Consider the following 26,322-nt stretch of genomic DNA (forward strand, 5'->3'; position numbering starts at 1 on the left):
AGGGCCTTGCGACTGCGCAGGGCGAAGCCTCGCGCAGCCGCGCCCACACCCGCACGGCAAGGACCAGCCAACTCCCCGTACGGCCGCCCCCACCCAGGCCACCACACCGCACCCCGGCACGGGCTTTGCGGCTGCGCGGGGCGAAGCCACGCGCAGCCGCGCCTCCAACCCCAACTCACGCCAACCGCCGCCTTCTTTACTACGCAGGGGGTCACCACTGGCGACGCTGCTGGCGAAGTCGTCGAGCCGACTTCCCGTGCGAGGCGATACTTGCGGCATGGGGTGGTTCGAGCAGGCCGAGGAAGCGGAGCAGGCCCAGGATTGGGATACGGCCATCGCGCTGGTGAGTGCTCGGGCCGAGTGCTTCTCCGTTGATCACTACGCCCACGACCACCATCTCCGGCACATGAGTCTGCTCGCTCGGGCGGGACGGTTCGTGGAGCTCGCGGAACTCGGGCGCACGGATGTGCATGCGCGGCGGAAGCTCAACGCCGAGCTTCGTGCGCGGGGGATGGACGCGGCGCTGCGCACGCGTGCTGAGGATGGCGACCGCAGCGCCCAGCTCAACCTTCTCCGGCTGCTACGCGAAACAGGCCGGGCTCAGGAGGCTGATCAGTTCTTGGCCGAGCACGGGGCCGAGGAGTAGGAAGTCGGCCGGGCCGACTTCCTACTCCTCGGGGGTCTCGCGCGGGTTGAGGCGGGTGGGGAGCCAGGGGGAGTTGCGGCCGGCGCCCTCGCGGTAGGCGATGCGGTGGACGGCGAAGAGCAGGCGGTAGAGGTGCTGGGCGGCGTCGGATTCGTCGGCGACGAAGCCCAGGTGGTGGACGAGGGTGTCGAGTTCGGGCCAGTCGAAGTCGTCGGGGACGACGGGCATCGCGGCAAGCGGGAAAACGGTGTTGATGGAGGCCGCGATGGCGTAGTGCGTGGCGGCGATCGCGTTGGCGAAGGGATCGGGGGCGATCACGGCTCGGGCTTCTCCTCGTCGGACTTTGCAACGTTGAGTGCGGTGATGACGCCGAGGGCGACGGTCGCGAAGGCGAGCGCGAGGAGGACGAGGAAGGCGGTCGCGATCAGGAATCGCACGGGTGCTCGCGGTCGACGTCGAGGAGGAGGGTGAGGAGGTTGAGGAGGGTCGAGACGGGGGCGGAGTTGAAGCAGACGAGCACGCGACCCTCGATCGTGCGATCGGTGGTGGAGGAGGGGAAGATCAGGCCGAACTTGCGTCCGCGTTCGTGCAGTTCGGCGAGAAGCGTGCGGATGTGGTCCTCGGAGTAGCCGTTGATCCGGGGATCGTTCGGTTTCATCGGGTAGCGGCGTTTCATGCTGCGGCCATCTCCAGTTCAAACCAGACGGCCTTGCCCTGCTTGCGCAGGTCAGCGCCGAAGCGGTGGGTGAGGGAGCGAACGAGGTGCAGGCCCCGCCCGGAGAGCGAGAACGGGTCCGAGGGGATTCGGGGCTCGGCGGGGAGGACCGGGCTGTCGTCGCAGACCGAGACGCGGAGGCGGTGATCGCGGAGGGAGACGATCACGAGCGGAGCCAGGCTCCCGGCGTGGCGCCAGGCATTGACGAAGAGCTCGTGAAGGGCGAGTTCGGCATCAGAGATGGCGGAGGGCGGCCACCCGGCAGAGGTGAGGAGTTCGCAGAGCTCGGCACGAGCCGGAGACCAGTCAGGAGGAGAGGGAAAGGCACACATGAGCAACCCCAGGGGAGACAGGAGGGGGCACTGACGAGCCGTCATGTGATCGGCGCAACACTGAGAGTAGGCTCACGAGTGTCACGCGTGCAACCAGAACGTGCGAGCGGCTCCCCGGTCTTGGCTAAGCTCACCCGTGTGGGTGGCGACTGGCCCGAAACGGAAGGAACCTCGCCTTGGCGCTCAGGACTCAAATCAGCGAACGACAGCGGCGATTCGGCGCCGAGCTGAGGCGTCTGCGCGAGGAGGCCGGCTTGGCCGTGAAGGATGCTGGCGCACTCATCGGCATGCTCGGCCCTCAACTCAGCCATATCGAAGCGGCTCGAACGAGCCTCGATTCGGAGCGTCTCTCGATCCTGCTCGACGGCTATGGGTGCACGGATAGCACCTATACCGCGCTTCTACAGCAGCTCGGCGCCAGCAACGGCAAGGGCTGGTGGAGCAAGTACAAGGGGAAGGTCCATGTGCTCGCACTGGACTTGGCGGAGGCAGAGGAAAGGACGGAGACCTTCTCCACCTTCGAATCTCTATACGTCCCCGGGATGTTGCAAGTCCCCGGTTACGTTGAGGCCATCTATAGGGATCTCAACAAGGATCGCCGCTGGGACATCGAGTTTCGCCTTCAGCGGCAGCGTATTCTGACCGACGAGAAGCGGCGACAGTTCCGGTTCGTCATCCATGAAGCGGCACTACGAATGCAGTTTGCCGGAAAATCAGTGATGCGGGAGCAACTCCTCCACCTCATCGACATGGCAGAGCTTCCAAACGTGACCATCCAAATTCTGCCGTTCGATACCGAGGAGGCGCACTACCCAGGTTCATTCATGATCTGCGATCCGGGGTGCGCTGCTCTCTCCACCATCATTTTGGACGGGCCACACCGTGCCATTCACCTTGGCGAGCCAGCGGACGTGACCGCGTACCATCTGATGTTCCAGGAGGCCGCGGGTTTTGCACTCCCTGCAGTCGATTCCATCAAGCCCCGCCATGACGCGCACTCCCGTGACTCCTGGGGGCTTCTTCAACACCTCCTCTACAAGCTCCAGGGATGAAAGGCGCGGCTAAGTGTTCCACCTAACCTGGCAGCGGTCATCGTTTACCAAGGCGAACGGAGGAAACACCTGCATTGAGCTGGCGGCTGACACAGAAGAGCTGCGTCACCTGCGGGAATCCGATGACCCATCGGCCGTTCTCACGATCACGGCCACCCAGCTCCGCAGCTTCCTCCTGAGTGCCAAGGCCGGCGACTTCGACCACCACGCCTAACCAAGGCCACGCCCCGCCCGCTCGCCGAATCGGCGAGCGGGCGGGAGACCAGGGTGCCGGAAAACGAAGTCCGTACTGTCCGCCCGCTGATCCACAGCCCGGGTCGCTCACCGTCTCCATCAGAGCCCGGGCGAGATCAAGGCCAGGAACGAAAGCGGCGGCAGATGTGTCCATGGCGTCCACTGTGCCCGCCCCCGCTCGGAGAAGGAACTGGGAAATGGCCCCGGTGACGGCAACGCGCCTGAGGGCAGGTAGGCGGGATGATGGGCATTCCCCTGCCCCGGCACGACTGGAGGACCCCATGAGCGGCACGATCCCGCCCGAGCGGCAGGGCAAGTGGCGCGCCCAGCGCCGACCCGCGTCGCGTGGGCCGAACCGGGTGCCCGCGCATCCGCCGATGCCGGTGCCGGACGAAGAACCGGAGCCCGAGTCCCGGTGGTCAGCCCCTGACGACGGTGTGGGTGATCAACGGACGTCCCCACAGGGCGAGTAGCTCGTTGGCCAGCTCCACGACCTCTACCGGGTGCTCGTGGCCGCGTACCTCGACGTTCGCAGCCAGCAGGCCCCGAGGCACTGCCCCGGCGTCGAGGAGGATGCGCCACTCGTCCAGGCCGATTGCCAGGTACTCCAGACCGCTCATGCCCGCGATCTCCAGCGGGTCGGCGAGCGTGCCGGGGTGCGCGACCAGGGTGCGCACGCGGGGCAGCCCAACTATGGGGGCGAGGCTGACCGGTGGCGTACCGCCGCGTCCGAAGATCCGCACGACCTCCAGGGCGGGATGGGCGGCGGACTCGAGATCGACCATGCCGCCGATCCGGGCCGCAACCGGCGGCCCCCACGCCTCGCCGCCGGCGGCCCGCTTCCTCCACTCGAAGCCGTTCAGGACCAGTTCCGTCAGCGATTCGCCGTACAGCTCCGCCCCGATGCTCTCCTCATGACTGATGAGGATGACCTGCCCGAGGTGCCCGCCCGGGCCGGGCGTCATGTCGACGGCGAAGAGGTCACCGCCGTTGCTGCCGAAGGCGATCCAGCCCGGCGAGCCGACGAGGTCCAGAACGGCGGCATCGTCCGAGGCGACCACCGCCTCCGTCTCCGTGCTCCGCCGCGAGTCGAGGCGAGTGGCCGCAGTGGCAGCGAACAGCCCGTCCAGGCCGAAGAGTTCGCAGCCGACCGCAAACGCGGCGGCCTCCCCCTCGGCGTAGTCGGCCTCCCAATCCCCTGATCCGTCCGCCTCCGGCGGGTACACCCTGGTCACGCGGAAGAGCGCCTTGAGCTCCTCGGAGAGGGCGACGCCGAGCTGCTCCTCCGCAGCGGCGATCTCCTCCTCCGTCGCGCCGACGGCGTCGGGGAGCCTCTCGCGCAGCGTCCGTTCCAGCAGGGCCGGGTCCGCGGACGGCGCCGGCACCACCCCGGACACGGGGCGGGGCAGGCGGCGCCAGAGTCCGGCGGCCGCGCCGTCGGCCAGGACGAGCGTGCCCGGGTTGGGGCCTGGGTAGCCGAACGCGGGCTCCACGGCGGGGCCGACCTCGAACAGGTGCAGCGTCGTCGGCTCGTCCGCCGCGAACATCACCTCCCGCACGCCCGCCTCCGCGAGCGCACGCCGCACAGGCGCGGCGGCCCTCGGATCACTGAGGGACACACCCCACCCCGTCGAGGAGAACCATCCCGACACACCGGGCTTACCCCGCAGCAGTGTCAGCATCTGCTCCCAGGTGGCGAACGCATAGAGCGCGGTCAACGGAATCCCTCCGAACAGGTAGGCGGCCCCACGGACCGTACCGGCCGCCGCCGACAGCCCTACACCACCGCCGCTTCCCGCAGGGAGGCCGAGAGGGCGCGGGCCTCGTGCTCCGTCATCCGGGGGGTCTCGTACGGCACGGCGTTGACCCAGCGCTGCGCCAGTCGGGCGATGCGCTCGCCGTAGCGCTCCGCCGTGATCAGGTCGCCGCGGGAGCCCGCCTGGTCGGCGTCGAGGTCGGCGTGGCTCTGGCTCATCAGGCCGAGCCACGATCCGAGCCGGTTGACGTCGTCGCGGCTGCCGCCGCTCCAGTTGTTGCCGGGCATGTCGCCCACGCCGATCCACTGCATGCCCATCTGCGCCCCGAAGACGGCGAGTTGCTCCAGCACCGTCAGCTTGTCGCCGCTCTGCGAGGCGGACATGGTGAAGGCGCCGGCCAGCTTGTCCTTCCAGCCCTGCTCGATGAACGGCGTGAACGCGGCCTCCATGAACGCCTTGAACACCGCCGACACGCTGCCCATCAGCGTCGGGCTGCCGAACACGATCGCGTCCGACCTGCCGAGCAGCGCCATCGTCTGCTCGTCGTGCCAGCGGCCCGCGTTGACGTCCTCGGCACGGATCTCGGCGAGGTGCACCTCCGCCCCCGGCACGCCCCGCGCGCCTGCCGCGAGGTGCTCGGCGAGGACCCGGGTGTGGCCGTGCACCGAGTGGTAGACCACCGTCACGGTGACGGTGGGGGCGTGCTCAACGTTCTTGACCGACATCTGTCTTCACTGCTTCCGATCGGGAGGGCTTCCTGCCCACCCATCCCATCCCTCCCGCCGCCCGCCATCAACGCCGAACTTCGACGCGCAGCGATCGGCCGCACCGATCGATCGCGCTAGCCTGACTCCCATGGACAGGATGGAACTGGAGGCGTTCGTCGCCGTGGCCGAGGAGCTGCACTTCGGCCGCGCCGCCGCCCGACTCCACCGGGGGCAGCCCACCGTCAGCGAAGCCGTACGGCGCCTCGAAGGCAGCCTCGGCGGGCGGCTGTTCCACCGCACCAGCCGCCGGGTGTCGCTCACCGGACTCGGCGAGGCGCTGCTGCCCGACGCCCACGCCGCCCTCACCCAGCTGCGCCGCTTCGAGCAGCGCGGACGCGCCCTCGCCGCCGGCGAGGACCACCTCACCACGCTCGTCGTCGCCCACGCCGAGTACACCAGCTACCACCTGCTGCTGCGCTGCCTGCCCCGGCTGCGCGAGCGCTTCCCCGAGGTGACGATCGTGCCCGAGCCGATGCCGACCACCGCCCAACTCACCGCCGTACGGGCGGAGACGATCGGTCTTGGCATCGGCTGGGCGACGGACGGAGTCACCGGCGTACGGACGCGGGTGCTGTCCACGGAACGGTTCATGGCGCTCGTCCCGGAGGCCCACCCCCTCGCCGGGCGTGAGGAGTTGAGCGCGGCCGAGCTGTCCACCACGGACCTGCTCACCTGGCCGCACCAGATCAACAGCGGCCTCTGCGACCGGCTGCTCTCCGCCTTCCGGATCGGCGGCGCGGACCTGCGGATCATCCGTACGGCCGACAGCGTCCACGGCATCGCCGCCCACGTCGCCGCGGGCGCGGGCATCGGCATCACCGTCGAGTCCGCCCTCGACCACCAGCCGCCCGGCCTGCGCATCATCCCGCTCACCGGCCCCTCCACCACCGCCGACCAGGTCATCCTCACCCCGCCCGACCCCTCCGAGACCGCCACCGCCCTACGCGACCTCCTCCTCGCCGCCTCCGCGGAGTAGCCCGGGCCCGGGCCCGGGGCCGTAGACGGCGCGGAGGTGCTCCAGGTAGCCGGCGCCGCCGCCGTACGCCCGGTCCTGTGCCCCGGCGCGGTGCAGGTCGAGCCGCCCGTCCGGGTGCAGGCGCAGCGTGGTGGTCGCGGCCCGGGCTGCGGCGCCACCGACCCCCGTCCCGGGCAGGGAGCCCGGCCCGAGCACGGGCACGCCCAGCGCCTCCGCCTCGGCGGCCGTCGCCGCCGGTGCCCGGCCGGTGCGGTTGGCGCTGCTCACGTACAGGACGGGGTGGCCCGCGAGGACGGGCAGCAGCGGGGACCAGCGGGCGCCGAAGAGCAGCGTCCAGCCGTCGCGCGTGGCCGGGGCCAGCCAGGCGGGCGGGTCGGCGTCGGGGCGCAGCGGGAGGAGGAGGGTCACCAGTTCCTCGGTGAGCAGCCTCCGGGCGAGGGCGGCGAGGCCCGCGCCCAGGCCGAGGACGGTGTCGAGCTCGGCGAGGACGCCCGGGTCGTGGGCCCACAGGGCGACGGCCTGGTCCGCGGGGCGGCCCTTAGCCGTGTTGACGGCCCTCGGGTCGGTTCCCGCGACGACGAAGGTCAGCGGCGCCGGGTTCGGGAGCACCGCCGCCCCTTCGCCCAGGGCGGTGCGGGCGCCGTCCGCGTCGACCGTTCCGAGGTCGGCGTCCGGGGCCCCGTCGAGGAAGGCCGCGAACGCCGCGTCCTCGACGACCGCCCGGCCCGTACGGAAGGCGCGGGACTTCACCCAGGCCAGTGCGGCCGCCGTCCGCTCCCCGTCCGGGTCGTGCTCCAGGTCGTGGCCGAGCCGGGAGGCGATCGCCCGGACGACCCGGGCGCTGGCCAGCTGGGTGAGCACCACGCGCGGGGCGGTCCCCAGGACGGCCTGCGGGTCGTAGGGCTGGAACAGCCGCGGATGGACGAACGGCGTGCCGGTGGAGATGCTGCCCACCCCGGTGCCGACGACCGGGGTGGTGACGCCCAGCGGCACGCCCGTCGCCTCGGAGACCAGCCCGGCGAGGCGGGGCAGCGCGGTGAGGTCCGGGGCCGTCCACCAGAGGCGGTCGGCGTCGGGGCCGAGCAGCCGGGCGGCGCGCGCGCCGTCCTCGGCGAGCAGCAGGAGCAGCTGCTCGGTGGCGGCCATGCCGCTGCGCTCGGCGATGCCCAGCCAGGACGTGGCCGCGACCCGCACGCCAGCGCGCAGGGCCTCCAGGGTGTTGGCGAGGCCGAGGCCGAGGTCGTTGTGCAGGTGGGAGGCGAGCACCGTCCCGGGGCCGGCGCCGGCCGCGACCTCGGCGAACATCTCCGCGGTGTCGGAGGGGAGTTGGAGCCCGACGGTGTCGGCGAGCACCACGACACCCGCCCCGGCCCCGGTGAACGCGCCCGCGGCGGCGGCCATCAGGCCGTGGTCGGCGCGGGAGGCGTCGGCGAGGCAGAGGTCGACGGCGACCCGGTCGTCCACGGCCCGGGCCTCCCCGATCAGCGCGACCGCCGCCTCCAGGGCTTCGCGGGCCGTCCGGTGCGCCATCGTCGAGGCCATCGCCTCGGAGGCGGGCACCACCACCATGACGCGGGCGTGCTCCGCGCGCCGGACGGCGGCCACGGCCTGCCGCACGTCCGCCGCGCGGCCCCGGCACACGGCGGCGACGGACACCGCGCCCTCCGCCTCGACGGCGACGCGCCGCACCGCTTCGAACTCCTCCGCGCACACGGCCGGGAACCCCGCCGCGAACACCACGTGCCGGGGCCCGTCCGCCCCGAACACCCGGCCCTGCTCCCGCGCCAGCCGCACCCGCACGGCCGCCGGCATCAGCGTCTTGGCCTGCGCACCGTCCCGCGCCGACTCCTCCCACACCACCAGCCGCCCCGCCCGCGCGGACTCCCGCACCACATCCCGCCCCATCACGCCCCCGATCCCACCGGGCCCCACCACCGGAGGCCAGCCGAGCCGCACTCTGGCACCCGGCGGCACACCCCACCCGGCAATCCCCGGATCCCCCGCCCCGCAGCACCGGTTCGCCGATAATGCCGCCCACCCGGGAGGCGCCCCCTCAGCAGCCATCGGCAGCACGGTCCGCGCGACGAACGCTGCGCAGGAAGTCGGCCGGGCCGACTTCCTGCGCAGCAACCCCGCCCGTACACGGCGCTGGGGCCGGGCGTTGGTGTTCCGGCCGGGGGCATCTGTCCGGCGGGGCATGGCGTCGCGGGCTGCGGCGCGTGCGCAGCAGGTCGGCCGAGCGGGCTCGATGTCTCTACGGGGACGAGCGCCCTCCGGCACCGGCGTGCCGGCCAAAGCTTCCGCGGGAGCCCGCCGCGGGACTCACGCGGCCAGCCGAGGCACTGGAGGCCCGCTGCCGGACGCTGCCGGACAGAGCCCGTGCGCGGGAAGTCGGCCGGGCCGACTTCCCGCGCACGGGCATCAGCGGCCGAGGCGCACGAGCAGCGGCGTCAGTCGGCCAGTTGGGCTCGGAAGACGGCGCTGTTGAAGTACGCCCTGGCCTCGCGGATGAGGCCCGTCTCCTCGTCGAGTTCGTAGAGGTTGATGCCGGACCAGTTGACGGGACGGCCGTCCAGCGCGACCGCCGCTCCGCGCCAGGAGACGGCGACGTGGTGGCCGACGGTGTGCGCCTCGACGGGGGTGAGGCCGAGGAAGGGGTGGAAGTTCGGGAGGACGGAGGCGATGAAGTCGTGGATCGCGGGGCGGCCGGTCAGCGGGGGCGTGCCGATGGGGTCGTGGAAGACGCCGTCCTCGGTGAAGGAGGCGGCCCAGGTGGCGGCGTCGCCCTCCTGGGAGGCGCGGAAGAACTGCAGGACGGCGGCGGGCATGGCGGGGAAGGTCATCGGGAGTACTCCTCGGGAAGGGTGGTCGGGTTCGTGCGCAGGAGGTGGGCGGTGAGCGCGCCGGTGGCGGCGAGGGCGACGAGGGCGCAGACGCCGGGCCAGCCGAGCAGGGCGTACGCGCGCACGCCGAGCCAGGAGCCGGCGCTGCCGCCGAGGAACGAGCAGGTCATGTAGGCGGTGTTGAGCCGGCTGCGGGCTTCGGGGCGCAGGGCGAAGATGCGGGCCTGGTTGGCGACCTGGCTGCACTGGACGGCGACGTCCAGCAGCAGGAGTCCCGCCGCGAGGGCGGCCAGGCCGAGCGGGCCGCCTGCCGTACCGCCCGCGAGGACGGCGGCGGCGAGGAGCACCGCGACCGTGCACCGGGTGGTGACGCGGTCGGGGCCGTCGCGGTCGACGCGGCGGCCCGCGGCGGGGGCGCCGAGCATGCTGGCGGCGCCGATGAGGGCGAGGACGCCGACGGCCTGGGCGTCCATCCGGTAGTGGGGGCCGGTGAGGAGGAGGGCGAGGGCCGTCCAGGCGGCGCTGAATCCGGCGAAGAGGGTGGCCTGGTAGAGGGCGGAGCGGCGCAGGGCCGGTTCGGTGCGCAGCAGGCGCAGGGTGTCGGCGAGCAGGGCGGGGTACCGCTCACGGGTGACGGGCGCGACGGTGGGCAGGGCGAGGCCGAGGACGAGGGCGAGCAGGCCCGTGAGGGCGGCGGCGACCAGGTAGGGGGCGCGCCAGCCGAGGTGTTCGCCGAGGACGCCGCCGAAGGTGCGGGCGAGCAGGATGCCGCCGATGAGGCCGCCCTGGAGGGTGCCGATGACGGAGCCGCGCCGTTCGGGGGCGACCAGGCCGGCGGCGAGGGGCAGCAGCAGTTGCGGGACGACGGTGGCGAGGCCGACCACGGCCGCCGCGGCGGCGAGGGCGGCGGTGGCGGGGGCGAGTCCGGCGGCCAGCAGGGCGCAGGCCGTGACGGCGAGCAGGGTGGCGGCGAGCGGGCGGCGGGGCAGCCGGTCGCCGAGCGGGACGAGGAGGAAGATCCCCGCGGCGTAGCCGAGTTGGGTGAGGGTGGCGACGCCGGCGGCGGTGTCGGGGCTGATGGCGAAGGCGTCGGCGACGAGCGGGGTGAGGGCCTGCGGGAAGTAGACGTTGGCCACACCGACCCCGCAGGCGAGGGCCATGAGCAGCGGCAGCTTCGAGCCGTGGCGAAGGAAGTCGGGTCCGGACATCAGGAGACTCCAACCGAACGATCCGAACGATCCGAATCGAACGAACTAGATGGTTCGGAATGACGGGACCGAGACTGGCAGACCGCTGCCCCCGCGTCAAACGAACCGGTTCGTTCCCACCCCCGCTACCATCACCCCATGGCGTACGACTCCACAGCGACCAAAGAGCGCATCCTCACCGCGGCGGCCGCCGAATTCGCCGCCCACGGCGTCGCCGGCGCCCGCGTGGACCGCATCGCCGCCTCCGCCCAGGCCAACAAGCGGGCCATCTACGACTACTTCGGCGACAAGGACGGCCTCTTCGCCGCCGTCCTCGAACGCCTCATGGCCGACCTCGCCGAAGCCGTCCCGCCCGGGGACGACGACCTCGCCTCCTACGCCGGGCGCCTGTTCGACCACCACCGCGCCCACCCCGAGGCGCTGCGCCTGCTGCTGTGGGAGGCCCTCGAGATGGGCGACCGGCCCGTCCCCGGCGAGGACGCCCGCCGGCGCCACTACGAGGACAAGCTCCGGGCGGCGGACAGCGGCCAGGGCGACGAACGCACCCGCCTCTTCCTCGCCCTCGGCCTGGTCGGCTGGAGCCTCGCCATGCCCCAGGTGCGCCGCATGATCCTCGGACCCGAGGAGGACCTCGACCGGCTGCGCGGCGACATCTCCCGCGCCGTCAGCGCCCTCCCCCTTTCCGGCCGGACCTGACAGAAGCCGCCGTCACACCGTCCGGACGATCGCCCCGCGCCACTCGCGCCGGCGCCCCTCCGACGGCGCCCCGCCGGCGCACTCGCACGTCGCCGTACCCGGCCCCGGTGGACGAGCGGGCGGGCGATAGTACGTCTACAAGCCGCTGACCTGGCAGATCACGACTCGGCATCCCTTGTCACGATCGTGCGAGGGAGTCGTCACGACCGGGTCAAAACGGGACCGCCGAGGTGCGCCGGGTGGCCCGACTGCGCTAAGAACGTACGTCGGGGGCCGCGATCGCGCGGTCCCACGAGACGGGGGACGTCACTTGAAGCTCATCTCCACGCACCGCCGCACCCTGGCGATCGCCGCCCTGGCGGCCGTCAGCGCGCTCAGCCTGACCGCCTGCAACGACGACGCGGCCAACGGCGACACCGCCGCCACCACCGCGCCGGCCGCGCCCACCCAGGCGGCGCCGACCTCGGCGCCCACCACCCCGGCGGCCCCGGCCACCTCCGCCGCGCCGGCCACCGGCGGCGCCACGGGCGGCTCGACCGGCGGGGCGACCGGCGGCGGCGCGGCCCCGGCGGCCGGCACCACGGCCAAGATCGGCCAGCCGATCCAGTTCCCGTACAAGTACGGCAAGGCGACCGGCGACATCTCGCTCACCGTCACCGACATCACCAAGGGCGACCCGGCCGACCTGGCCCCGCTCAACCTCGGCGACAAGGTGAAGGGCCAGGTGCCCTACTACATCAACTACAAGGTCACCAACGTCGGTTCCACCGACATGTCCTTCTCCAGCCTGACCCAGATCAAGGGCCTGCTCGCGGACGGCAGCGAGGCGACCGAGGTGTCGATCATCGGCAAGTTCGCCAAGTGCCCGAACAACTCCTTCCCGAGCGGCTTCACCAACGGCAAGTCGGTGACCTCCTGCGTGCTGGCGCTGGCGCCGGAAGCCTCCAAGGTCGCGGGCGCCGAGTACTGGGGCGACCCGTACACCCTGGGCAAGGGCCTGAACTGGAAGTGACGCGGCCCGGCCGAGAAGGCTGAGAAGCCTGAAAAGGCCGAAAAGGGGCGGGGAGGAAGGGCGCACGCCCTCCCTCCCCGCCCCGCCGCACGTCAGAGCGCCGCCACCACCGCGGCGCCCGCGCCGTGCAGGCGCCAGAAGGCGTCCGTCCCGTCCGCGACGATCCGCTCGACCTCCTCGCCCGGCACCGCCAGCGCGCCCCGGAAGGAGCGCTCGGCCACGCCCTGGTACGTGAGCAGGGTGAAGCGCTCGGCGGCCAGTTCCGGGTCGTCCGCCGCGATCAGCCCCCGGCGCGCCCAGACGGCGAAGCGGGCCGCGAGGGCGCGGCGCTCCGCGTCGGGGCCGGCATCGAGCCAGGCGTCCAGGACGTCCCCGGGGATGTTCACCACCTCGGCGCGGATCGCCCGCGCGACGGCGCCGTGCTCGCCCGAGCGGAGCAGGGCGCGGGCCCGCTCCACCGCGAAGGCGGCCAGCGCCTCCCGGACGGAACCCCCTTCGTCCGTCTCGTCCAGGTGCGCGGCCGCCAGCCGCTCCAGCCGCAGGGTCAGCTCCGCGGCGCTCTGCAGCGCCACCGTCAGGAAGAGCGTCTCCTTGTCGGCGAAGTGGTTGTAGACCGTGCGCTTGCTCACCGCGGCCTCGGCCGCGATGGCGTCCATGCTGGCCCGCGCGAACCCCTCCCGCCCGAAGACCCGCGTCGCGGCCTCCGTGATGGCCCGGCGCTTCTCCGGCCGTCTTGCCCCGTCCCTCGCGATCACCGAGATCTCCTTCATTGCTCGACCCGTCCCGTCCCGTCCTCGCCGCCCGGCCGACCGCCTCCCGACCACCCGCCGACCGCCCGCCGGACGGCCGGTGAACCGGCCGGTGTACCTTGGCCGTGCCCCAGACTGGCGGGGCTTGTCACCGAACAGCTGTGCTCTATGCTGCGTGTGATCTCTACACCCGTGTAGAGGAAAACCGAAAACGGGCCTGCCCCCGATCGGCGGCGGGAAACCGCGGCCGGGAACCGGCCGGCCGACAACAGCGTCCAGAACTGGCAGCGCCGCAACCGTAGTTCGCACGGCTCCCGGCGACCGCGCCGACACGGCGCGTGATGACGCGGGACCTTCCGGGGGTGAGTACGTGGCGGGGCAGCGAGGACGGACGGCCGAGCAGGGAGCACGGCGACGGGCGGCGGGCAGACCCGCCGAGCCGGCCGCGCCCACACCCGCACCCGCGCGCGCCCTGCCCGGAGGGCCCGCGATCCCCGCCGTCCTGGCCGTCGGACTGCCGCTGATCGGCGCGGCGGTCGACGAGGCCTCCGGCCCCGGCATGGGCGCGGCCTTCCTGATCTGCTCGGTGCTCGGCACCGCCCTGGCGGCCGGCCTGAGCACCCGCAACGGCTGGTGGTGGGTGCTGACGGGATCGCCGCTGGTGGTCCTGGGCGTCGAGGCCGGCGTCGAACTGCTGGTGAACCCCGACAAGTACGAGGGAAGCCACCTGGCCACCGGCTCGGCGAAGTGGCTGGTGCAGGGCTTCCCCGTGATGGCTCTGGCCGCGACGGCGGCCGTCCTGGTGATCGCGGTCCGGATGATCCGAGGCCGCAGGAGGCAGCATGACTGAGCACGCCGACAGCAGCGAGAGCAACGGCACCGAGGGCAACGGCGCCGGCGAGAACCCCGGCCGGCCGGAGGGCCGCCGCGCCTCCCGCCGCGCACCGCAGCCCCCCGCGCCCCGCCGCTCACCGCTGCTGATCGCCGGGCGGACGATCGCCTGCACCGCCGGGTTCGCGGTGTTCGTCGCCGCCGGGGTCACCTGGTACGGGGTCAACGAGCTCACCAAGGGCATGGTGACCTCCAAGGCCCTGGAGGAGACCAAGAAGGACGCGCCCAAGCACCTCGACAACTCGGTCAACCTGCTGCTGATCGGCCTGGACAGCCGCAAGGCCATGGACGGCTCCGACCTGCCCGGACAGTTCATCCAGGACGAACTGCACGCGGGCCACAGCTCCGACGTCGGCGGCTACAACACCAACTCGCTGATCCTGCTGCACATACCCGCCAACGGCGGCAAGGTGCAGGCCGTGTCCATCCCCCGCGACGACTACGTCATGACGTACAAGGGCGACGGCACCCAGATGGGCATGGCCAAGATCAAGGAGGCGTACGGCAACGCCAAGGACAAGGCGGACGCGGGCCTGCGGGCCAAGGGCCTCAAGGGCGCCGACCTGGAGAAGGCCGGGCGCGACATCGGCCGCGCGGCCACCATCCGCACCGTCCAGACCTTCGTCAACCAGCCGATCGACCACGTGGCCGAGGTCAACCTCATGGGGTTCTACGACATCGCCAAGGCCGTCGAGCCGATCGAGGTGTGCCTCACCCACGACACCAAGGACCCGGCCATGGAGGGCCAGGGCTCCGGCGCGGACTTCAAGAAGGGCGTCAACAAGCTCAACGCCTCCCAGGCGCTGGCCTTCGTCCGCCAGCGCCACAACCTGGACGACGGCAAGGGCAACACCGGCGACTTCGCCCGCACCCACCGCCAGCAGGCGTTCATCTCCTCCGTCGTCCACAAGCTCAAGCAGGACGGCGTGGTCAGCGACCTCGGCAAGCTCAGGCAGCTGTTCGGCGTCGTCCAGAAGGACCTCGTCATCGACAACGAGTGGAACATCCTCGACTTCGCCGAGCAGGCCCCGGCCCTGACCGGCGGCAACGTCGAGTTCAACACCCTGACCTTCGACAAGTTCGACACCCGCAACGGCCAGGACGTCAACATCGTCACCCCGGCCAAGATCCAGACGGTCGTCAAGCAGCTCTTCGGCTACGCGGACGCCTCCGCCCCGGTCGCCGCCCCCGCGGACGGCGCCACCACGGCGCCCACCGCACCCGCCGCCCCCACCACGACCGCGCCGCCCAAGGCCGCGAGCCCCGCCACGGTGGACGTGTACAACGCCTCCTCCGCCGCCGGGGTCTCCTCCAGCGCCGAGTCCAAGGCCCTGGCCGCGATGGGCTTCAAGGAGGGGAAGACCGGCTCGGCCGCCACCCACCCGAAGACCACCACCGTCGTCTACGGCAAGGGCGGCAAGGACGCGGCCGACCAGATCGCCGCCCGCTACGGCGTGAGCGCCACCGAGTCCGCCTCGACGGCCGCCGACCACGTGGTCGTCACCCTCGGCACCTCCTTCACCGGGGTCGCCGCCGACAAGACCGCCGCTCCGACGCCCGGGGGCCCCGCCAACCAGGCCCCGAACGTGGCCGTCCAGGGGCCGGCGGTCGACGCCCAGTCCGACGGCGGGATCCCCTGCGTCTTCTGACCGGCGCCCGAACGCGCCTCGGCGCCCCCTTCCACGTGCGAACTTCCACGTGCGAAGGGGGCGCCGAAGCACATCTCGGGCAGAGGGTCAGTCCACCGTCCAGGTGTCACCGCCGGCCAGCAGCTTCGCCAGGTCGCCGCGGCCGCGGGCGGCCTCGGCCTCCTCCAGCTGGCCCGCCATCAGCTCGTCGTACACCGGCCGGCTCACGTCCCGCAGCACCCCGATCGGGGTGTGGTGCAGGGTGTCCGCGTCGGCGATCCGCGAGAGGGCGAACGCCCTGGCGGGGCTGGGGGCGTGGGCGTCGTGCACCAGGACGTCCGCCTCGTTGGCGGCGGTGACCGGCGCCGTGAACAGCTCGCCGTCCGCGCCCCGGAAGACGCCGCCGGCGCCGTCCGCGCCGAAGCGCACCGGCTGCCCGTGCTCCAGGCGGATCAGCGCCTCGTCCCGGGTGCCGGGCTCCTTGAGGACCTCGAAGGCGCCGTCGTTGAAGATGTTGCAGTTCTGGTAGATCTCCACCAGCGCCGTGCCCTCGTGCTCGGCGGCCGCGCGCAGCACCGACTGCAGGTGCTTGCGGTCCGAGTCGATGGTGCGCGCCACGAAGGACGCCTCCGCGCCGAGCGCCAGCGACAGCGGGTTGAAGGGCGCGTCCAGGGAGCCCATCGGCGTGGACTTGGTGATCTTGCCGACCTCGCTGGTGGGCGAGTACTGGCCCTTGGTCAGTCCGTAGATACGGTTGTTGAACAGCAGGATCTTCAGATTGACGTTGCGTCGCAGCGCGTGGATCAGATGGTTGCCGCCGATGGACAGCGCGTCGCCGTCACCCGTCACCACCCACACGCTCAGGTCCCGGCGGGAGGTCGCCAGACCCGTCGCGATCGCCGGGGCGCGCCCGTGGATGGAGTGCACCCCGTAGGTGTTCATGTAGTACGGAAAGCGCGAGGAGCAGCCGATGCCGGAGACGAACACCGTGTTCTCGCGCTTGACGCCCAGCTCCGGCATGAAGGACTGCACCGCCGCGAGGATCGCGTAGTCCCCGCAGCCGGGGCACCAGCGCACCTCCTGGTCGGTCTTGAAGTCCCGTGCGCTCTGCGGGGATTCGGCCTTGGGCACCAGCTTCAGCGACGGGAAACGACGCCCCTCGGAAACATCGCCGCTCATCGGTGGTCCTCCTCGTCCAGGGTGCCGATCGCCGCCCACAGCACGTCCGCCAGCTGCGCCGCCTTGAACGGCAGCCCGCGCACCTGGTTGTAGGACTCCGCGTCCACCAGGTACCGGGCGCGCAGCAGCAGCGCCAGCTGGCCCAGGTTCATCTCGGGCACGATGACCTTCTCGTAACTGCGCAGCACCGCACCGAGGTTGGCCGGGAACGGGTTGAGGTTGCGCAGGTGCGCCTGGGCGATCTCGCCGCCGTCCGCGCGCACCCGGCGCACGGCCGCGGTGATCGGCCCGTACGTCGAGCCCCAGCCCAGCACCAGCACCCGGGCCTCGCCGCTGGGGTCGTCCACCTCGACGGGCCTGACCGCGACACCGTCCACCTTGGCCTGGCGGGTGCGGACCATGAAGTCGTGGTTGGCCGGATCGTAGGAGATGTTGCCGGTGCCGTCCTGCTTCTCGATGCCGCCGATGCGGTGCTCCAGGCCCGGGGTGCCGGGCAGCGCCCAGGGCCGGGCCAGGGTGGCCGCGTCGCGCAGGTACGGCCAGAAGGAGCCGTCCTCGCGATTGGGGCCGGTCGCGAAGTCCGGGTCGATGGAGGGGAGTTCGCCCACCTCGGGGATGCGCCAGGGCTCGGAGCCGTTGGCCAGGTACCCGTCGGAGAGCAGGAACACCGGGGTGCGGTAGGTAACGGCGATGCGGGCCGCCTCCAGGGCCGCGTCGAAGCACTCGGCGGGGGTGGCCGGGGCGACGATCGGCACCGGCGCCTCGCCGTTGCGCCCGAACATCGCCTGCAGCAGGTCCGCCTGCTCGGTCTTGGTCGGCAGGCCCGTGGAGGGGCCGCCGCGCTGGATGTCCACGACCAGCAGCGGCAGTTCGAGCGAGACGGCCAGGCCGATCGTCTCGGACTTGAGCGCCACACCCGGGCCCGAGGTGGTGGTCACGCCCAGCGCCCCGCCGAAGGCCGCGCCCAGGGCGGCGCCGATCCCGGCGATCTCGTCCTCGGCCTGGAAGGTGCGCACCCCGAAGTCCTTGTGCCGGGAGAGCTCGTGCAGGATGTCGGAGGCCGGGGTGATCGGGTACGAGCCCAGGTAGAGCGGCAGTCCGGCGCGCTCGGCGGCGGCGATCAGGCCGTAGGACAGGGCCAGGTTGCCGGAGATGTTGCGGTAGCGGCCGGCGGGCAGGCGGGCCGGCGGCACCTCGTAGGAGACGGCGAAGGTCTCGGTGGTCTCACCGAAGTTCCAGCCGGCCCGGAAGGCGCTGACGTTGGCCTCGGCGATCTGCGGCTTCTTGGCGAACTTGGAGCGCAGGAACCTCTCGGTGCCGTGGGTGGGCCGGTGGTACATCCAGGACAGCATCCCCAGGGCGAACATGTTCTTCGCCCGCTCGGCGTCCTTGCGGGCCAGGCCGCTGTCCTTGAGCGCCTCGACGGTGAGCGTGGTGAGCGGCACCTTGTGCAGGTGGTAGCCGTCCAGCGAGCCGTCGCCGAGCGGGTCGGCCTCGTAACCGACCTTCGCCAGGGCGCGTTTGGTGAACTCGTCGGTGTTGACGATGATCTCCGCACCGCGCGGCAGGTCCGCCAGGTTCGCCTTCAGCGCCGCCGGGTTCATCGCCACCAGCACGTTGGGGGCGTCCCCGGGGGTGAGGATGTCGTGGTCGGCGAAGTGCAGCTGGAAGGACGAGACGCCGGGCAGGGTGCCGGCGGGCGCGCGGATCTCGGCGGGGAAGTTCGGCAGCGTGGAGAGGTCGTTGCCGAAGGACGCCGTCTCGGAGGTGAAGCGGTCACCGGTGAGCTGCATGCCGTCACCCGAGTCGCCGGCGAACCTGATGATCACCCGGTCGAGTCTGCGAATGGGCTTGCCGCGCGGTGGCCCGCCCGGGGCGGGAGGGCCGGCGGGCACGGTCGCACCGGGGCGGTCCTCACCGCTGCCGGCACGGCCTTCGCCGCCGTCCGAGCCGTCCACTGCTTCTGACTGATCGACCTGACTGGTCACTGCCGCGGACCTCCTCGTGGGTGCACCCCCGCGGGCGCGGCCCCGTGCCCCGTCCGCTTGGTGCACCTCTCGCATCCTATGCGCGTGAGGTCGACCCGGACTGGAACTCCCGCGTGCGGCGGAAAATCGCCGCAGCACGCGGCTGCCGCGCACCCAGGACAACGCCCGGGCGGCGGCGGCCATTCCTGGGGTGTGCCCTGTCGGCTAGGAGTTGAGGTAGGTGAGCACGGCGAGCACCCGGCGGTGGTCCTGCTGGCTCTGGGCGAGGCCGAGCTTGAGGAAGATGTTGCTGACGTGCTTCTCCACGGCGCCGTCCGAGACGACCAGTTGCCTGGCCACGGCCGCGTTGGTGCGTCCTTCGGCCATCAGACCCAGCACCTCGCGCTCGCGCGGGGTCAGGCCCGCCAGGACGTCGCCCTTGCGGCTGCGGCTGAGCAGCTGCTGCACCACCTCCGGGTCCAGGGCGGTGCCGCCCTCGGCCACCCGTACCACCGCGTCGGCGAACTCGCGCACCTCGGCGACGCGGTCCTTGAGCAGGTAGCCGACGCCCCGGGTGGATCCGGCGAGCAGCTCGGAGGCGTAACGTTCCTCCACGAACTGCGACAGCACCAGCACGCCCAGCTGCGGAAAGCGGCCGCGCAGCTCCACACAGGCGCGAAGGCCCTCGTCGGTGTGGCTGGGCGGCATCCGCACGTCGGAGACCACCACGTCCGGCAGCGCGTCGGCGGCCGCCAGCTCGTCCACCGTGCGCAGCAGCGCCTCACCGTCCCCGACGCCCGCGACCACCTCCAGGCCCCGGTCGGTGAGCAGTCTGGTCAGACCCTCCCGCAGCAGTACGGAGTCCTCGGCGATGACGACGCGGAGCATGGCGACCTTCCCGGCTGGGGGCGAGCGGACGACAGCCAGTCTCCCCCATGGCGGACGCCGCCCACGGCCCGGGCCACGGGCCACGGAAGGGCCCAGGTCACGGGCCCGCGAGGGGCCGGGTCACGGCCCCGGCCCGGGTCCCACACGGCGAGGGCCTCACAAGGTGCGGGCCCCACAAGGTGCGGGCCTCACATGGTGCGGATGGCCACCGAGTCGCACAGCGCCTCCAACGCCGCCTTCGCCGGGCAGTCCGGCAGCGGGGCCAGCAGTGCCCGGGCCTCCTCGGCCTGGCGCAGCGTCTCGCGGCGGGCCCGCTCCAGCGCCGGGTGGCGGCGCAGCAGGCGCAGCGCCTCCGCGTGCAGGGCGTCGTCCGAGAGGTCCTGGTCGAGCAGTTCGCGCAGCCGGGTGTCGGCCGGGTCGGCCGGGTCGGCCGGCATCTGGCGCAGCAGCAGGGTCGGCAGGGTGGGCACACCCTCGCGCAGGTCGGTGCCGGGGGTCTTGCCGGACTCGTCGCCGTCGCTGGCGATGTCCAGCACGTCGTCGGCCAGCTGGAAGGCGATGCCGATCCGCTCGCCGAAGTCCCCGAGGGTCTCGACCACCCACGGCTCGGCGCCGGCGGCCTGTGCTCCTATCCGGCAGGAGACCGCGATCAGCGAGCCGGTCTTGCCGGCCAGCACGTCCAGGTAGTGCAACAGCGGGTCGACGTCCGGGCCGGGGCCGCGGGTCTCCAGGATCTGGCCGGTGACCAGGCGCTCGAACGCCTCGGCCTGCATCCGCACGGCCTCGGGGCCGAGGTCGGCGAGGACCTGGGAGGCGCGGGAGAACAGGAAGTCACCGGTGAGGATGGCCACCGAGTTGTCCCAGCGGGAGTTGGCGCTGGGGCCGCCGCGGCGCACCGGCGCCTCGTCCATGACGTCGTCGTGGTAGAGCGTGGCCAGGTGGGTCAGTTCGACGACGACGGCCGCCGGCACCACGCCGGGCGCCCCCGGGTCGCCGAACCGGGCGGCCAGCAGCAGGAGCAGCGGACGGAAGCGCTTGCCGCCGGCCTCGATGAGGTGGCTGGCGGTGACGGTGATGAACGGGACGTCGCTCTTGACGGACTCGGCGAGCGCCGCCTCCACCGCGTCCAGTCCGGCCTGGACGTCCCGGGTCAGGTCGCGGTCCTGCACGCTGAGCCCGAAGGGTCCCACGACGGTCACGAAGACCACTCCTCTGTCCCTGGTCGATCTAGCGGCCTGGTCCCTGAGTGCCGCCGCTGGCCATACAGGCAGGGTATCCGGTCGTGAGTGGATCACTGCACGGGCGTGCTGGTCCTGTCATGGCCGGGCCCGAAGCCCAGGTCAGGCGGGCTGTGCGGGGGCCGCGGCGGTGGGGGCGGATCCGGCCGGGGATAAAGGTCCCCGGCCGGCGCCCGGACGCCGGCCCGGGCCGGCCCGGGGATCCGGACCGGCCCGCGGCCGACGGCGGCGAACACCGTCAGTAGGCGAACAGCGAAGCCTTCGACGCGAGGTCCAGGAAGTACTGCGGCAGCAGCCCCAGCCCCAGCGTCACCAGCACCCCGACCCCGATCGCCGTCGCCGTGAACGCGCTGGGGATCGCCACCGTCGGGCCGTTCGGCTGCGGGTCGGAGAAGAACATCAGCACGATCACCCGGATGTAGAAGAACGCGGCCACCGCCGAACTCAGCACACCCACGACCACCAGCGGCGTCGCCCCGCCGGCCGCCGCCGCCTGGAACACCGCGAACTTCCCGGTGAACCCCGAGGTCAGCGGGATGCCCGCGAAGGCCAGCAGGAACAGCGCGAACACCGCCGCCAGCAGCGGCGAACGCCGCCCCAGGCCCGCCCAGGAGGACAGGTGCGTCGCCTCGCCCTTGGCGTCGCGCACCAGCGTCACCACGGCGAACGCGCCCAGCGTCACGAAGGAGTACGCCGCCAGGTAGAACAGCACCGAGGAGACGCCCTGCCGGTCGAGGGCGATCACCCCGGTCAGGATGAAGCCGGCGTGCGCGATCGAGGAGTACGCCAGCAGGCGCTTGACGTCCTGCTGCGTCACCGCCAGCACCGCGCCGACCACCATCGTCAGGATCGCCACGCCCCACATCACCGGCCGCCAGTCCAGCTTCAGACCGGGGAAGGCCACGTAGAACAGCCGCAGGAACGCCCCGAAGGCCGCGACCTTCGTCGCCGAGGCCATGAAGCCCGTCACCGGCGTCGGCGCGCCCTGGTACACGTCCGGCGTCCAGGCGTGGAAGGGCACCGCGCCGACCTTGAACAGCAGGCCCACCGACAGCATCGCCAGGCCGATCAGCAGCAGCGCGTCGCTCTGCGTCGAGCTCAGCTGCGCCGCAGTGGCCATCGACTTGCCGGCGATCACGTCGGAGATGTCGACGAGCTTCACGCTGCCCGCGTACCCGTACAGCAGCGCCGTGCCGAACAGGAAGAACGCCGAGGCGAACGCCCCGAGCAGGAAGTACTTGACCGCCGCCTCCTGCGACAGCAGCCTCCGGCGCCGGGCCAGCGCGCACAGCAGGTACAGCGGCAGGGAGAAGACCTCCAGCGCCACGAACATCGTCAGCAGGTCGTTGGCGGCGGGGAACAGCAGCATGCCGCCGACGGCGAACAGCGTCAGCGGGAAGACCTCGGTGGTCGTCCAGCCGGCCCGGTTCGCGGCCCGCTCCTGCTCGCCGCCCGGCGTGGTGGAGGCCTGCGCGGCGAACGCGTCCGCGGGCAGGCCCCCGGCCTTGGGCTCCAGGCGGCGCTCCGCGTAGGTGAGCACCGCGACCACGGCGACCAGCAGGATCACGCCCTGCAGGAACAGCGCCGGGCCGTCCATGGCGACGGCCTCCATCGCCAGCAGGTTCAGGTGCGGCCCGCCGTGGCCCTGGGCGGCCAGCACCACCACGGCGACGAAGGAGCCGATCAGCGCGGCCAGGGAGAGGCCGACCTGCGTCCAGTAGCGGTGGCGGCGGGGCACGAAGGCCTCCACCAGGATGCCGGCCACGGCCGCGCCGAAGACCACCAGCATCGGGGAGAGCTGGCCGTACTCGATGTGCGGCGCCGGGATGCTGGGCGTGTTGCCGCCTGCGGCGAGGAGCACTGCGGGGGCGCTCACTTCTGCTCACCTCCGGAGCTGGCGGTCACCGGGTGGGCCGGCGCCGGGTCGGTGCGGTGGACCTGCGAGAGCGTCGCGTCCACCGAGGGGTTCACCAGGTCGGTGAGCGGCTTGGGGTAGACGCCGAGCAGGATCGTCAGCGCCACCAGCGGGGCCACCACGGCCAGTTCGCGCACCTTGAGGTCCGGGATGGAGCGCACGCCCTCCTTCACCGGGCCGGTCATGGTGCGCTGGTACAGCAGCAGCGCGTACAGCGCGGCCAGCACGATGCCGAAGGTCGCGACGATCCCGATCGCCGGGTAGCGGGTGAACGTGCCCACCAGCACCAGGAACTCGGAGACGAACGGCGCCAGGCCCGGCAGCGACAGCGTCGCCAGACCGCCGATCAGGAACGTCCCCGCCAGCACCGGGGCCACCTTCTGCACGCCGCCGTAGTCGGCGATCAGCCGCGAGCCGCGACGCGAGATCAGGAAGCCGGCCACCAGCATCCACGCGGCGGTGGAGATGCCGTGGTTGACCATGTAGAGCGTCGCGCCGCTCTGGCCCTGGCTCGTCATCGCGAAGATCCCCATGATGATGAAGCCGAAGTGGGAGATCGACGCGTACGCCACCAGGCGCTTGATGTCCTTCTGGCCGATCGCCAGCAGCGCCCCGTAGACGATCCCGACCAGGGACAGCACCAGGATCGCCGGGGCGAAGGTCTTCGAGGCGTCCGGGAACAGACCCAGGCAGAAGCGCAGCATCGCGAAGGTGCCGACCTTGTCCACCACGGCGGTGATCAGCACCGCCGTCCCGGCCGTCGACTCGCCCATCGCGTTGGGCAGCCAGGTGTGCAGCGGCCATAGCGGGGCCTTCACCGCGAAGGCGAAGAAGAAGCCGAGGAACAGCGCCTTCTCCGCGGTGCCGCCCAGCTGCAGCCGGCCGTCCGCGATCGCGGAGGTCAGCGTCTGCAGGTCGAAGGTGCCCACGCCCTGGTCCTGCGCGGCCACGTACAGGCCGATCACCGCGGCCAGCATCACCAGGCCGCCGAGCAGGTTGTAGAGGAGGAACTTCACCGCCGCGTACGAGCGCTGACGCGCCGAGTCGGGGCCGCCCGCGCGGTCCCCGAAGCCGCCGATCAGGAAGTACATCGGGATCAGCATGGCTTCGAAGAACACGTAGAACACGAACACGTCGGTGGCGTAGAAGGAGACGAGGACCATCGCCTCCACGGCCAGGATCAGGGCGAAGAAGCCCTGGGTGCGGCGCCGGTTCTCGAACGTCGCCGGCTCGGAGGTGGCCGTATCGGAGGTGGCCGTATCGGAGGCGGTGGCGGGCGCCGGGTCGGCGTCGTGCCAGGAGGCGAGCATCACCACCGGCACCAGGACGGCCGTCAGCAGCGCGAGGACGGCGCCGATGCCGTCCACGCCCAGGGAGAATGTGATGCCGAAGGAGCGGATCCAGCTGTACGACTCCGTCAGCTGGTAGCGCGCGCCGTGCGGATCGAAGCGGGCCGCCGCCACGGCGGCCAGCACCAGCGCCACCGCCGAGACGCCCAGCGCCACCGCCTTGGTGGCCCGGCGCCGCCCCTCGGTGGAACCGGCGGGCAGGGCGGCGGTCAGCACCGCGCCCGCCGCCGGAACGGCGCAGGTCACGGACAGGAGTGCACTCATGCGCCCACCTCGCTTCGCTCGGCAGGGGCATTCGCCCATGCACCGCGTTCAATGGTTCGCTCGCTTCGCTCGCTCACGGCTTGCCTCCCCTGCGAGTCGTGGATCGGGTATCCATCAGAAGGACCTCATCAGGAGGGTGGAGGCGACCAGCACCAGCGTGCCGCCGAACATGGAGAGCGCGTAGCTGCGCACGAAACCGTTCTGCACCCGGCGCAGCCGGCTCGACAGGCCGCCGATCGTGGCCGCCAGGCCGTTGACGAAGCCGTCCAGGCCGCGGCTGTCGAAGAACACCAGCGTCGCGGTGAGCGCCGAGCCCGGGCGCACCAGCAGGGCGTGGTTGAGCTCGTCCTGCAGCAGGTCCCGGCGGGCGGCCCTGGTCAGCGGGGAGCCGACCGGCGGCGTCACCGGCACCGGCGAGCGCCCGTACATCACGTAGGACAGTCCGACGCCCGCGAGCATGCAGGTGACGGTCAGGCCCGTGATCGCCCAGGTGGCCAGCGGCGCATCGCCCTCCGCGTGGCCGACGACCGGCTCCAGCCAGTTCACGAAGGCGTGGCGGAAGTCGAACAGCCAGCCCGCGAACACCGAGCCGAAGGCCAGCAGCACCATCGGGATCACCATCGTGCGCGGCGACTCGTGCGGGTGCGGCAGGTCTCCCTTGTCGTCCGCCTGCCAGCGCTTCTCGCCGAAGAAGGTCAGCAGCACCACCCGGGTCATGTAGAAGGCGGTGACCGCCGCGCCGACCAGGGTGCACAGGCCCAGGATCCAGCCCTCGGTGCCGCCCTTGGCGAAGGCGGCCTCGATGATCTTGTCCTTGGAGAAGAACCCCGACAGGCCCGGGAAGCCGATGATCGCCAGGTAGCCGAGGAAGAACGTCCCGAACGTCCAGGGCATGTACCTGCGCAGGCCGCCGTAGTGACGCATGTTCACCTCGTCGTTCATGCCGTGCATGACCGACCCGGCGCCCAGGAACAGCCCCGCCTTGAAGAAGCCGTGCGTCACCAGGTGCATGATCGCGAAGACGTAGCCGATCGGGCCCAGGCCCGCCGCCAGCACCATGTAGCCGATCTGCGACATCGTCGAACCGGCCAGCGCCTTCTTGATGTCGTCCTTGGCGCACCCGACGATCGCACCGTAGAGCAGCGTCACCGCGCCGACCACCACCACGGCGGTGCGGGCGTCCGGCGCCAGGTCGAAGATCGCCGAGGAACGGGTGATCAGGTACACCCCGGCCGTCACCATCGTCGCCGCGTGGATCAGCGCCGACACCGGAGTCGGGCCCTCCATCGCATCCCCGAGCCAGGACTGCAGCGGCACCTGCGCCGACTTGCCGCAGGCCGCCAGCAGCAGCATCAGGCCGATCGCCGTCAGCTTGCCCTCGCTCGCCTGCCGCGCGTTGTCGAAGACCGGCCCGAAGGCGAAGGAGCCGAACTCCGCGAACATCAGCATGATCGCGATCGACAGGCCCATGTCGCCGACCCGGTTGACGATGAACGCCTTCTTCGCCGCCGTCGCCGCACTCGGCTTGTGCTGCCAGAAGCCGATCAGCAGGTACGAGGCCAGGCCCACGCCCTCCCAGCCGAAGTACAGCAGCAGGTAGTTGTCGGCGACGACCAGCAGCAGCATCGCCGCCAGGAACAGGTTCAGGTACGCGAAGAAGCGGCGCCGGCGCTCGTCGTGCGCCATGTAGCCCACCGAGTACAGGTGGATCAGCGTGCCGACCCCGGTGATCAGCAGCACGAAGGTCATGGACAACTGGTCGAGCCGGAACGTGAAGTCGGCCTGGAAGCCGTTCACCGGGACCCAGCTGAACAGGTGCCTGGTCACCGCCCGGTGCTCGGCCCCACGGCCCAGCATGTCCGAGAACAGCGCCAGGCCGAAGCCGAACGAGAGCGCGGCGAGCGCCGTGGCCAGCCAGTGGCCGAAGCGGTCCAGGGCCCGGCCGCCGAGCAGCAGCAGGGCTGCGCCGGCCAGCGGGGCCGCCACCAGCAGCGGAATGAGAGAGTTCACCGAAGG

General features: G+C 72.0%; 25 protein-coding genes. 8 read left to right on the top strand and 17 right to left on the bottom strand.

Annotated features, from left to right (window positions below):
• Positions 1-277 precede the first annotated feature (277 nt).
• Positions 278-646: a hypothetical protein gene (locus ACIBCA_RS25450; protein WP_396285306.1), complete on the top strand. Its 369-nt coding sequence runs from the start codon at positions 278-280 to the stop codon at positions 644-646.
• A 21-nt stretch (positions 647-667) separates the two neighbouring features.
• Here the strand turns inward: ACIBCA_RS25450 and ACIBCA_RS25455 are convergent, their stop codons facing one another.
• The 4 genes from ACIBCA_RS25455 to ACIBCA_RS25470 are packed head-to-tail and all read right to left on the bottom strand — an operon-like array spanning position 668 to position 1,738.
• Positions 668-964 (bottom strand): hypothetical protein, encoded by a 297-nt coding sequence (locus ACIBCA_RS25455; RefSeq protein WP_396285307.1) that lies wholly within the window; start codon positions 962-964, stop codon positions 668-670.
• Entirely contained in the window at positions 961-1,083 is a 123-nt protein-coding gene (locus ACIBCA_RS25460) for a hypothetical protein (RefSeq protein WP_396285308.1), read from the bottom strand. The genes ACIBCA_RS25455 and ACIBCA_RS25460 overlap by 4 nt, the downstream gene beginning before the upstream one ends.
• Positions 1,071-1,304: a hypothetical protein gene (locus ACIBCA_RS25465; RefSeq protein WP_396285309.1), complete on the bottom strand. Its 234-nt coding sequence runs from the start codon at positions 1,302-1,304 to the stop codon at positions 1,071-1,073. The genes ACIBCA_RS25460 and ACIBCA_RS25465 overlap by 13 nt, the downstream gene beginning before the upstream one ends.
• A 14-nt stretch (positions 1,305-1,318) precedes the next feature.
• The gene (locus ACIBCA_RS25470) at positions 1,319-1,738 is read right to left on the bottom strand and encodes an ATP-binding protein (RefSeq protein WP_396285310.1); all 420 of its coding nucleotides are present in this window, start codon (positions 1,736-1,738) and stop codon (positions 1,319-1,321) included.
• A gap of 131 nt (positions 1,739-1,869) precedes the next feature.
• Between ACIBCA_RS25470 and ACIBCA_RS25475 the strand changes: the two genes are divergently transcribed.
• A complete protein-coding gene (locus ACIBCA_RS25475; RefSeq protein WP_396285311.1) occupies positions 1,870-2,745 on the top strand; it encodes a helix-turn-helix domain-containing protein in 876 nt (291 codons plus the stop codon).
• A gap of 13 nt (positions 2,746-2,758) precedes the next feature.
• Positions 2,759-2,959 carry a DUF397 domain-containing protein gene (locus tag ACIBCA_RS25480; protein WP_396285312.1) on the top strand — a complete coding sequence of 67 codons (201 nt, stop codon included), beginning with the start codon at positions 2,759-2,761 and terminating at the stop codon, positions 2,957-2,959.
• 439 nt (positions 2,960-3,398) lie between these two features.
• On the opposite strand, the gene ACIBCA_RS25485 is transcribed toward ACIBCA_RS25480, so the two are convergent.
• Both ACIBCA_RS25485 and ACIBCA_RS25490 read right to left on the bottom strand, forming a co-directional pair.
• Positions 3,399-4,697 (bottom strand): SMI1/KNR4 family protein, encoded by a 1,299-nt coding sequence (locus tag ACIBCA_RS25485; RefSeq protein ID WP_396285313.1) that lies wholly within the window; start codon positions 4,695-4,697, stop codon positions 3,399-3,401.
• Positions 4,698-4,756: 59 nt separating this feature from the next.
• A complete protein-coding gene (locus tag ACIBCA_RS25490) occupies positions 4,757-5,461 on the bottom strand; it encodes a flavodoxin family protein (RefSeq protein ID WP_396285314.1) in 705 nt (234 codons plus the stop codon).
• A gap of 130 nt (positions 5,462-5,591) precedes the next feature.
• Here ACIBCA_RS25490 and ACIBCA_RS25495 point away from each other — a divergent pair, with 130 nt between their 5' ends.
• A complete protein-coding gene (locus tag ACIBCA_RS25495; protein ID WP_396285315.1) occupies positions 5,592-6,479 on the top strand; it encodes a LysR family transcriptional regulator in 888 nt (295 codons plus the stop codon).
• Here ACIBCA_RS25495 and ACIBCA_RS25500 read toward each other — a convergent pair.
• The 3 genes from ACIBCA_RS25500 to ACIBCA_RS25510 all read right to left on the bottom strand — a co-directional run bounded on the left by ACIBCA_RS25500 (position 6,444) and on the right by ACIBCA_RS25510 (position 10,530).
• Entirely contained in the window at positions 6,444-8,384 is a 1,941-nt protein-coding gene (locus ACIBCA_RS25500) for a hypothetical protein (RefSeq protein WP_396285526.1), read from the bottom strand. The genes ACIBCA_RS25495 and ACIBCA_RS25500 overlap by 36 nt on opposite strands.
• A gap of 545 nt (positions 8,385-8,929) precedes the next feature.
• Positions 8,930-9,322, bottom strand: coding sequence for a nuclear transport factor 2 family protein (locus ACIBCA_RS25505; RefSeq protein WP_396285316.1), 393 nt, complete (start codon positions 9,320-9,322; stop codon positions 8,930-8,932).
• Entirely contained in the window at positions 9,319-10,530 is a 1,212-nt protein-coding gene (locus tag ACIBCA_RS25510) for an MFS transporter (RefSeq protein ID WP_396285317.1), read from the bottom strand. The genes ACIBCA_RS25505 and ACIBCA_RS25510 overlap by 4 nt, the downstream gene beginning before the upstream one ends.
• 138 nt (positions 10,531-10,668) lie before the next feature.
• Between ACIBCA_RS25510 and ACIBCA_RS25515 the strand changes: the two genes are divergently transcribed.
• Together ACIBCA_RS25515 and ACIBCA_RS25520 are read left to right on the top strand one after the other, a co-directional pair.
• A complete protein-coding gene (locus tag ACIBCA_RS25515; RefSeq protein WP_396285318.1) occupies positions 10,669-11,226 on the top strand; it encodes a TetR family transcriptional regulator in 558 nt (185 codons plus the stop codon).
• Between the two features lie 310 nt (positions 11,227-11,536).
• Entirely contained in the window at positions 11,537-12,238 is a 702-nt protein-coding gene (locus tag ACIBCA_RS25520) for a hypothetical protein (protein ID WP_396285319.1), read from the top strand.
• 92 nt (positions 12,239-12,330) lie between these two features.
• Here the strand turns inward: ACIBCA_RS25520 and ACIBCA_RS25525 are convergent, their stop codons facing one another.
• Entirely contained in the window at positions 12,331-12,993 is a 663-nt protein-coding gene (locus ACIBCA_RS25525; RefSeq protein ID WP_396285320.1) for a TetR/AcrR family transcriptional regulator, read from the bottom strand.
• 364 nt (positions 12,994-13,357) lie between these two features.
• Between ACIBCA_RS25525 and ACIBCA_RS25530 the strand changes: the two genes are divergently transcribed.
• Positions 13,358-13,837, top strand: a complete 480-nt coding sequence (locus tag ACIBCA_RS25530; protein ID WP_396285321.1) for a DUF6542 domain-containing protein — start codon at positions 13,358-13,360, stop codon at positions 13,835-13,837.
• Positions 13,830-15,527: an LCP family protein gene (locus ACIBCA_RS25535; RefSeq protein WP_396285322.1), complete on the top strand. Its 1,698-nt coding sequence runs from the start codon at positions 13,830-13,832 to the stop codon at positions 15,525-15,527. The genes ACIBCA_RS25530 and ACIBCA_RS25535 overlap by 8 nt, the downstream gene beginning before the upstream one ends.
• An 87-nt stretch (positions 15,528-15,614) precedes the next feature.
• Here the strand turns inward: ACIBCA_RS25535 and ACIBCA_RS25540 are convergent, their stop codons facing one another.
• The 7 genes from ACIBCA_RS25540 to nuoL form a co-directional block, all read right to left on the bottom strand.
• On the bottom strand, positions 15,615-16,685 hold the full coding sequence (locus ACIBCA_RS25540; RefSeq protein ID WP_396285323.1) for a thiamine pyrophosphate-dependent enzyme: 1,071 nt from the start codon (positions 16,683-16,685) through the stop codon (positions 15,615-15,617).
• Positions 16,682-18,673: a 2-oxoacid:acceptor oxidoreductase subunit alpha gene (locus tag ACIBCA_RS25545; protein WP_396285324.1), complete on the bottom strand. Its 1,992-nt coding sequence runs from the start codon at positions 18,671-18,673 to the stop codon at positions 16,682-16,684. Before ACIBCA_RS25545 ends, ACIBCA_RS25540 begins: the two co-directional genes overlap by 4 nt.
• Before the next feature lie 204 nt (positions 18,674-18,877).
• Positions 18,878-19,540 carry a response regulator gene (locus ACIBCA_RS25550; RefSeq protein ID WP_396285325.1) on the bottom strand — a complete coding sequence of 221 codons (663 nt, stop codon included), beginning with the start codon at positions 19,538-19,540 and terminating at the stop codon, positions 18,878-18,880.
• A 188-nt stretch (positions 19,541-19,728) separates the two neighbouring features.
• Complete coding sequence (locus ACIBCA_RS25555) at positions 19,729-20,739, bottom strand: polyprenyl synthetase family protein (RefSeq protein WP_396285326.1); 1,011 nt, start codon at positions 20,737-20,739, stop codon at positions 19,729-19,731.
• Positions 20,740-21,016: 277 nt separating this feature from the next.
• On the bottom strand, positions 21,017-22,654 hold the full coding sequence (gene nuoN, locus ACIBCA_RS25560; protein WP_396285327.1) for an NADH-quinone oxidoreductase subunit NuoN: 1,638 nt from the start codon (positions 22,652-22,654) through the stop codon (positions 21,017-21,019).
• Entirely contained in the window at positions 22,651-24,306 is a 1,656-nt protein-coding gene (locus tag ACIBCA_RS25565) for an NADH-quinone oxidoreductase subunit M (protein WP_396285328.1), read from the bottom strand. The genes nuoN and ACIBCA_RS25565 overlap by 4 nt, the downstream gene beginning before the upstream one ends.
• 114 nt (positions 24,307-24,420) lie before the next feature.
• On the bottom strand, positions 24,421-26,316 hold the full coding sequence (nuoL, locus tag ACIBCA_RS25570; RefSeq protein WP_396285329.1) for an NADH-quinone oxidoreductase subunit L: 1,896 nt from the start codon (positions 26,314-26,316) through the stop codon (positions 24,421-24,423).
• Positions 26,317-26,322: the final 6 nt, after the last annotated feature.

The sequence above is a fragment of the Kitasatospora sp. NPDC051170 genome, from assembly GCF_044455705.1.
In the GTDB taxonomy this organism is placed as follows: Bacteria; Actinomycetota; Actinomycetes; order Streptomycetales; family Streptomycetaceae; genus Kitasatospora.

Bases quoted from the DNA above. Each gene is read 5' to 3' on its own strand.
- ACIBCA_RS25565 (WP_396285328.1), bottom strand. From the start codon at position 24,306: ATGAGTGCACTCCTGTCCGTGACCTGCGCCGTTCCGGCGGCGGGCGCG.
- ACIBCA_RS25490 (WP_396285314.1), bottom strand. From the start codon at position 5,461: ATGTCGGTCAAGAACGTTGAGCACGCCCCCACCGTCACCGTGACGGTG.
- ACIBCA_RS25465 (WP_396285309.1), bottom strand. From the start codon at position 1,304: ATGAAACCGAACGATCCCCGGATCAACGGCTACTCCGAGGACCACATC.
- ACIBCA_RS25450 (WP_396285306.1), top strand. From the start codon at position 278: ATGGGGTGGTTCGAGCAGGCCGAGGAAGCGGAGCAGGCCCAGGATTGG.
- ACIBCA_RS25495 (WP_396285315.1), top strand. From the start codon at position 5,592: ATGGACAGGATGGAACTGGAGGCGTTCGTCGCCGTGGCCGAGGAGCTG.
- ACIBCA_RS25470 (WP_396285310.1), bottom strand. From the start codon at position 1,738: ATGACGGCTCGTCAGTGCCCCCTCCTGTCTCCCCTGGGGTTGCTCATG.
- ACIBCA_RS25505 (WP_396285316.1), bottom strand. From the start codon at position 9,322: ATGACCTTCCCCGCCATGCCCGCCGCCGTCCTGCAGTTCTTCCGCGCC.
- ACIBCA_RS25500 (WP_396285526.1), bottom strand. From the start codon at position 8,384: ATGGGGCGGGATGTGGTGCGGGAGTCCGCGCGGGCGGGGCGGCTGGTG.
- ACIBCA_RS25510 (WP_396285317.1), bottom strand. From the start codon at position 10,530: ATGTCCGGACCCGACTTCCTTCGCCACGGCTCGAAGCTGCCGCTGCTC.
- ACIBCA_RS25535 (WP_396285322.1), top strand. From the start codon at position 13,830: ATGACTGAGCACGCCGACAGCAGCGAGAGCAACGGCACCGAGGGCAAC.
- ACIBCA_RS25540 (WP_396285323.1), bottom strand. From the start codon at position 16,685: ATGAGCGGCGATGTTTCCGAGGGGCGTCGTTTCCCGTCGCTGAAGCTG.
- ACIBCA_RS25515 (WP_396285318.1), top strand. From the start codon at position 10,669: ATGGCGTACGACTCCACAGCGACCAAAGAGCGCATCCTCACCGCGGCG.
- ACIBCA_RS25550 (WP_396285325.1), bottom strand. From the start codon at position 19,540: ATGCTCCGCGTCGTCATCGCCGAGGACTCCGTACTGCTGCGGGAGGGT.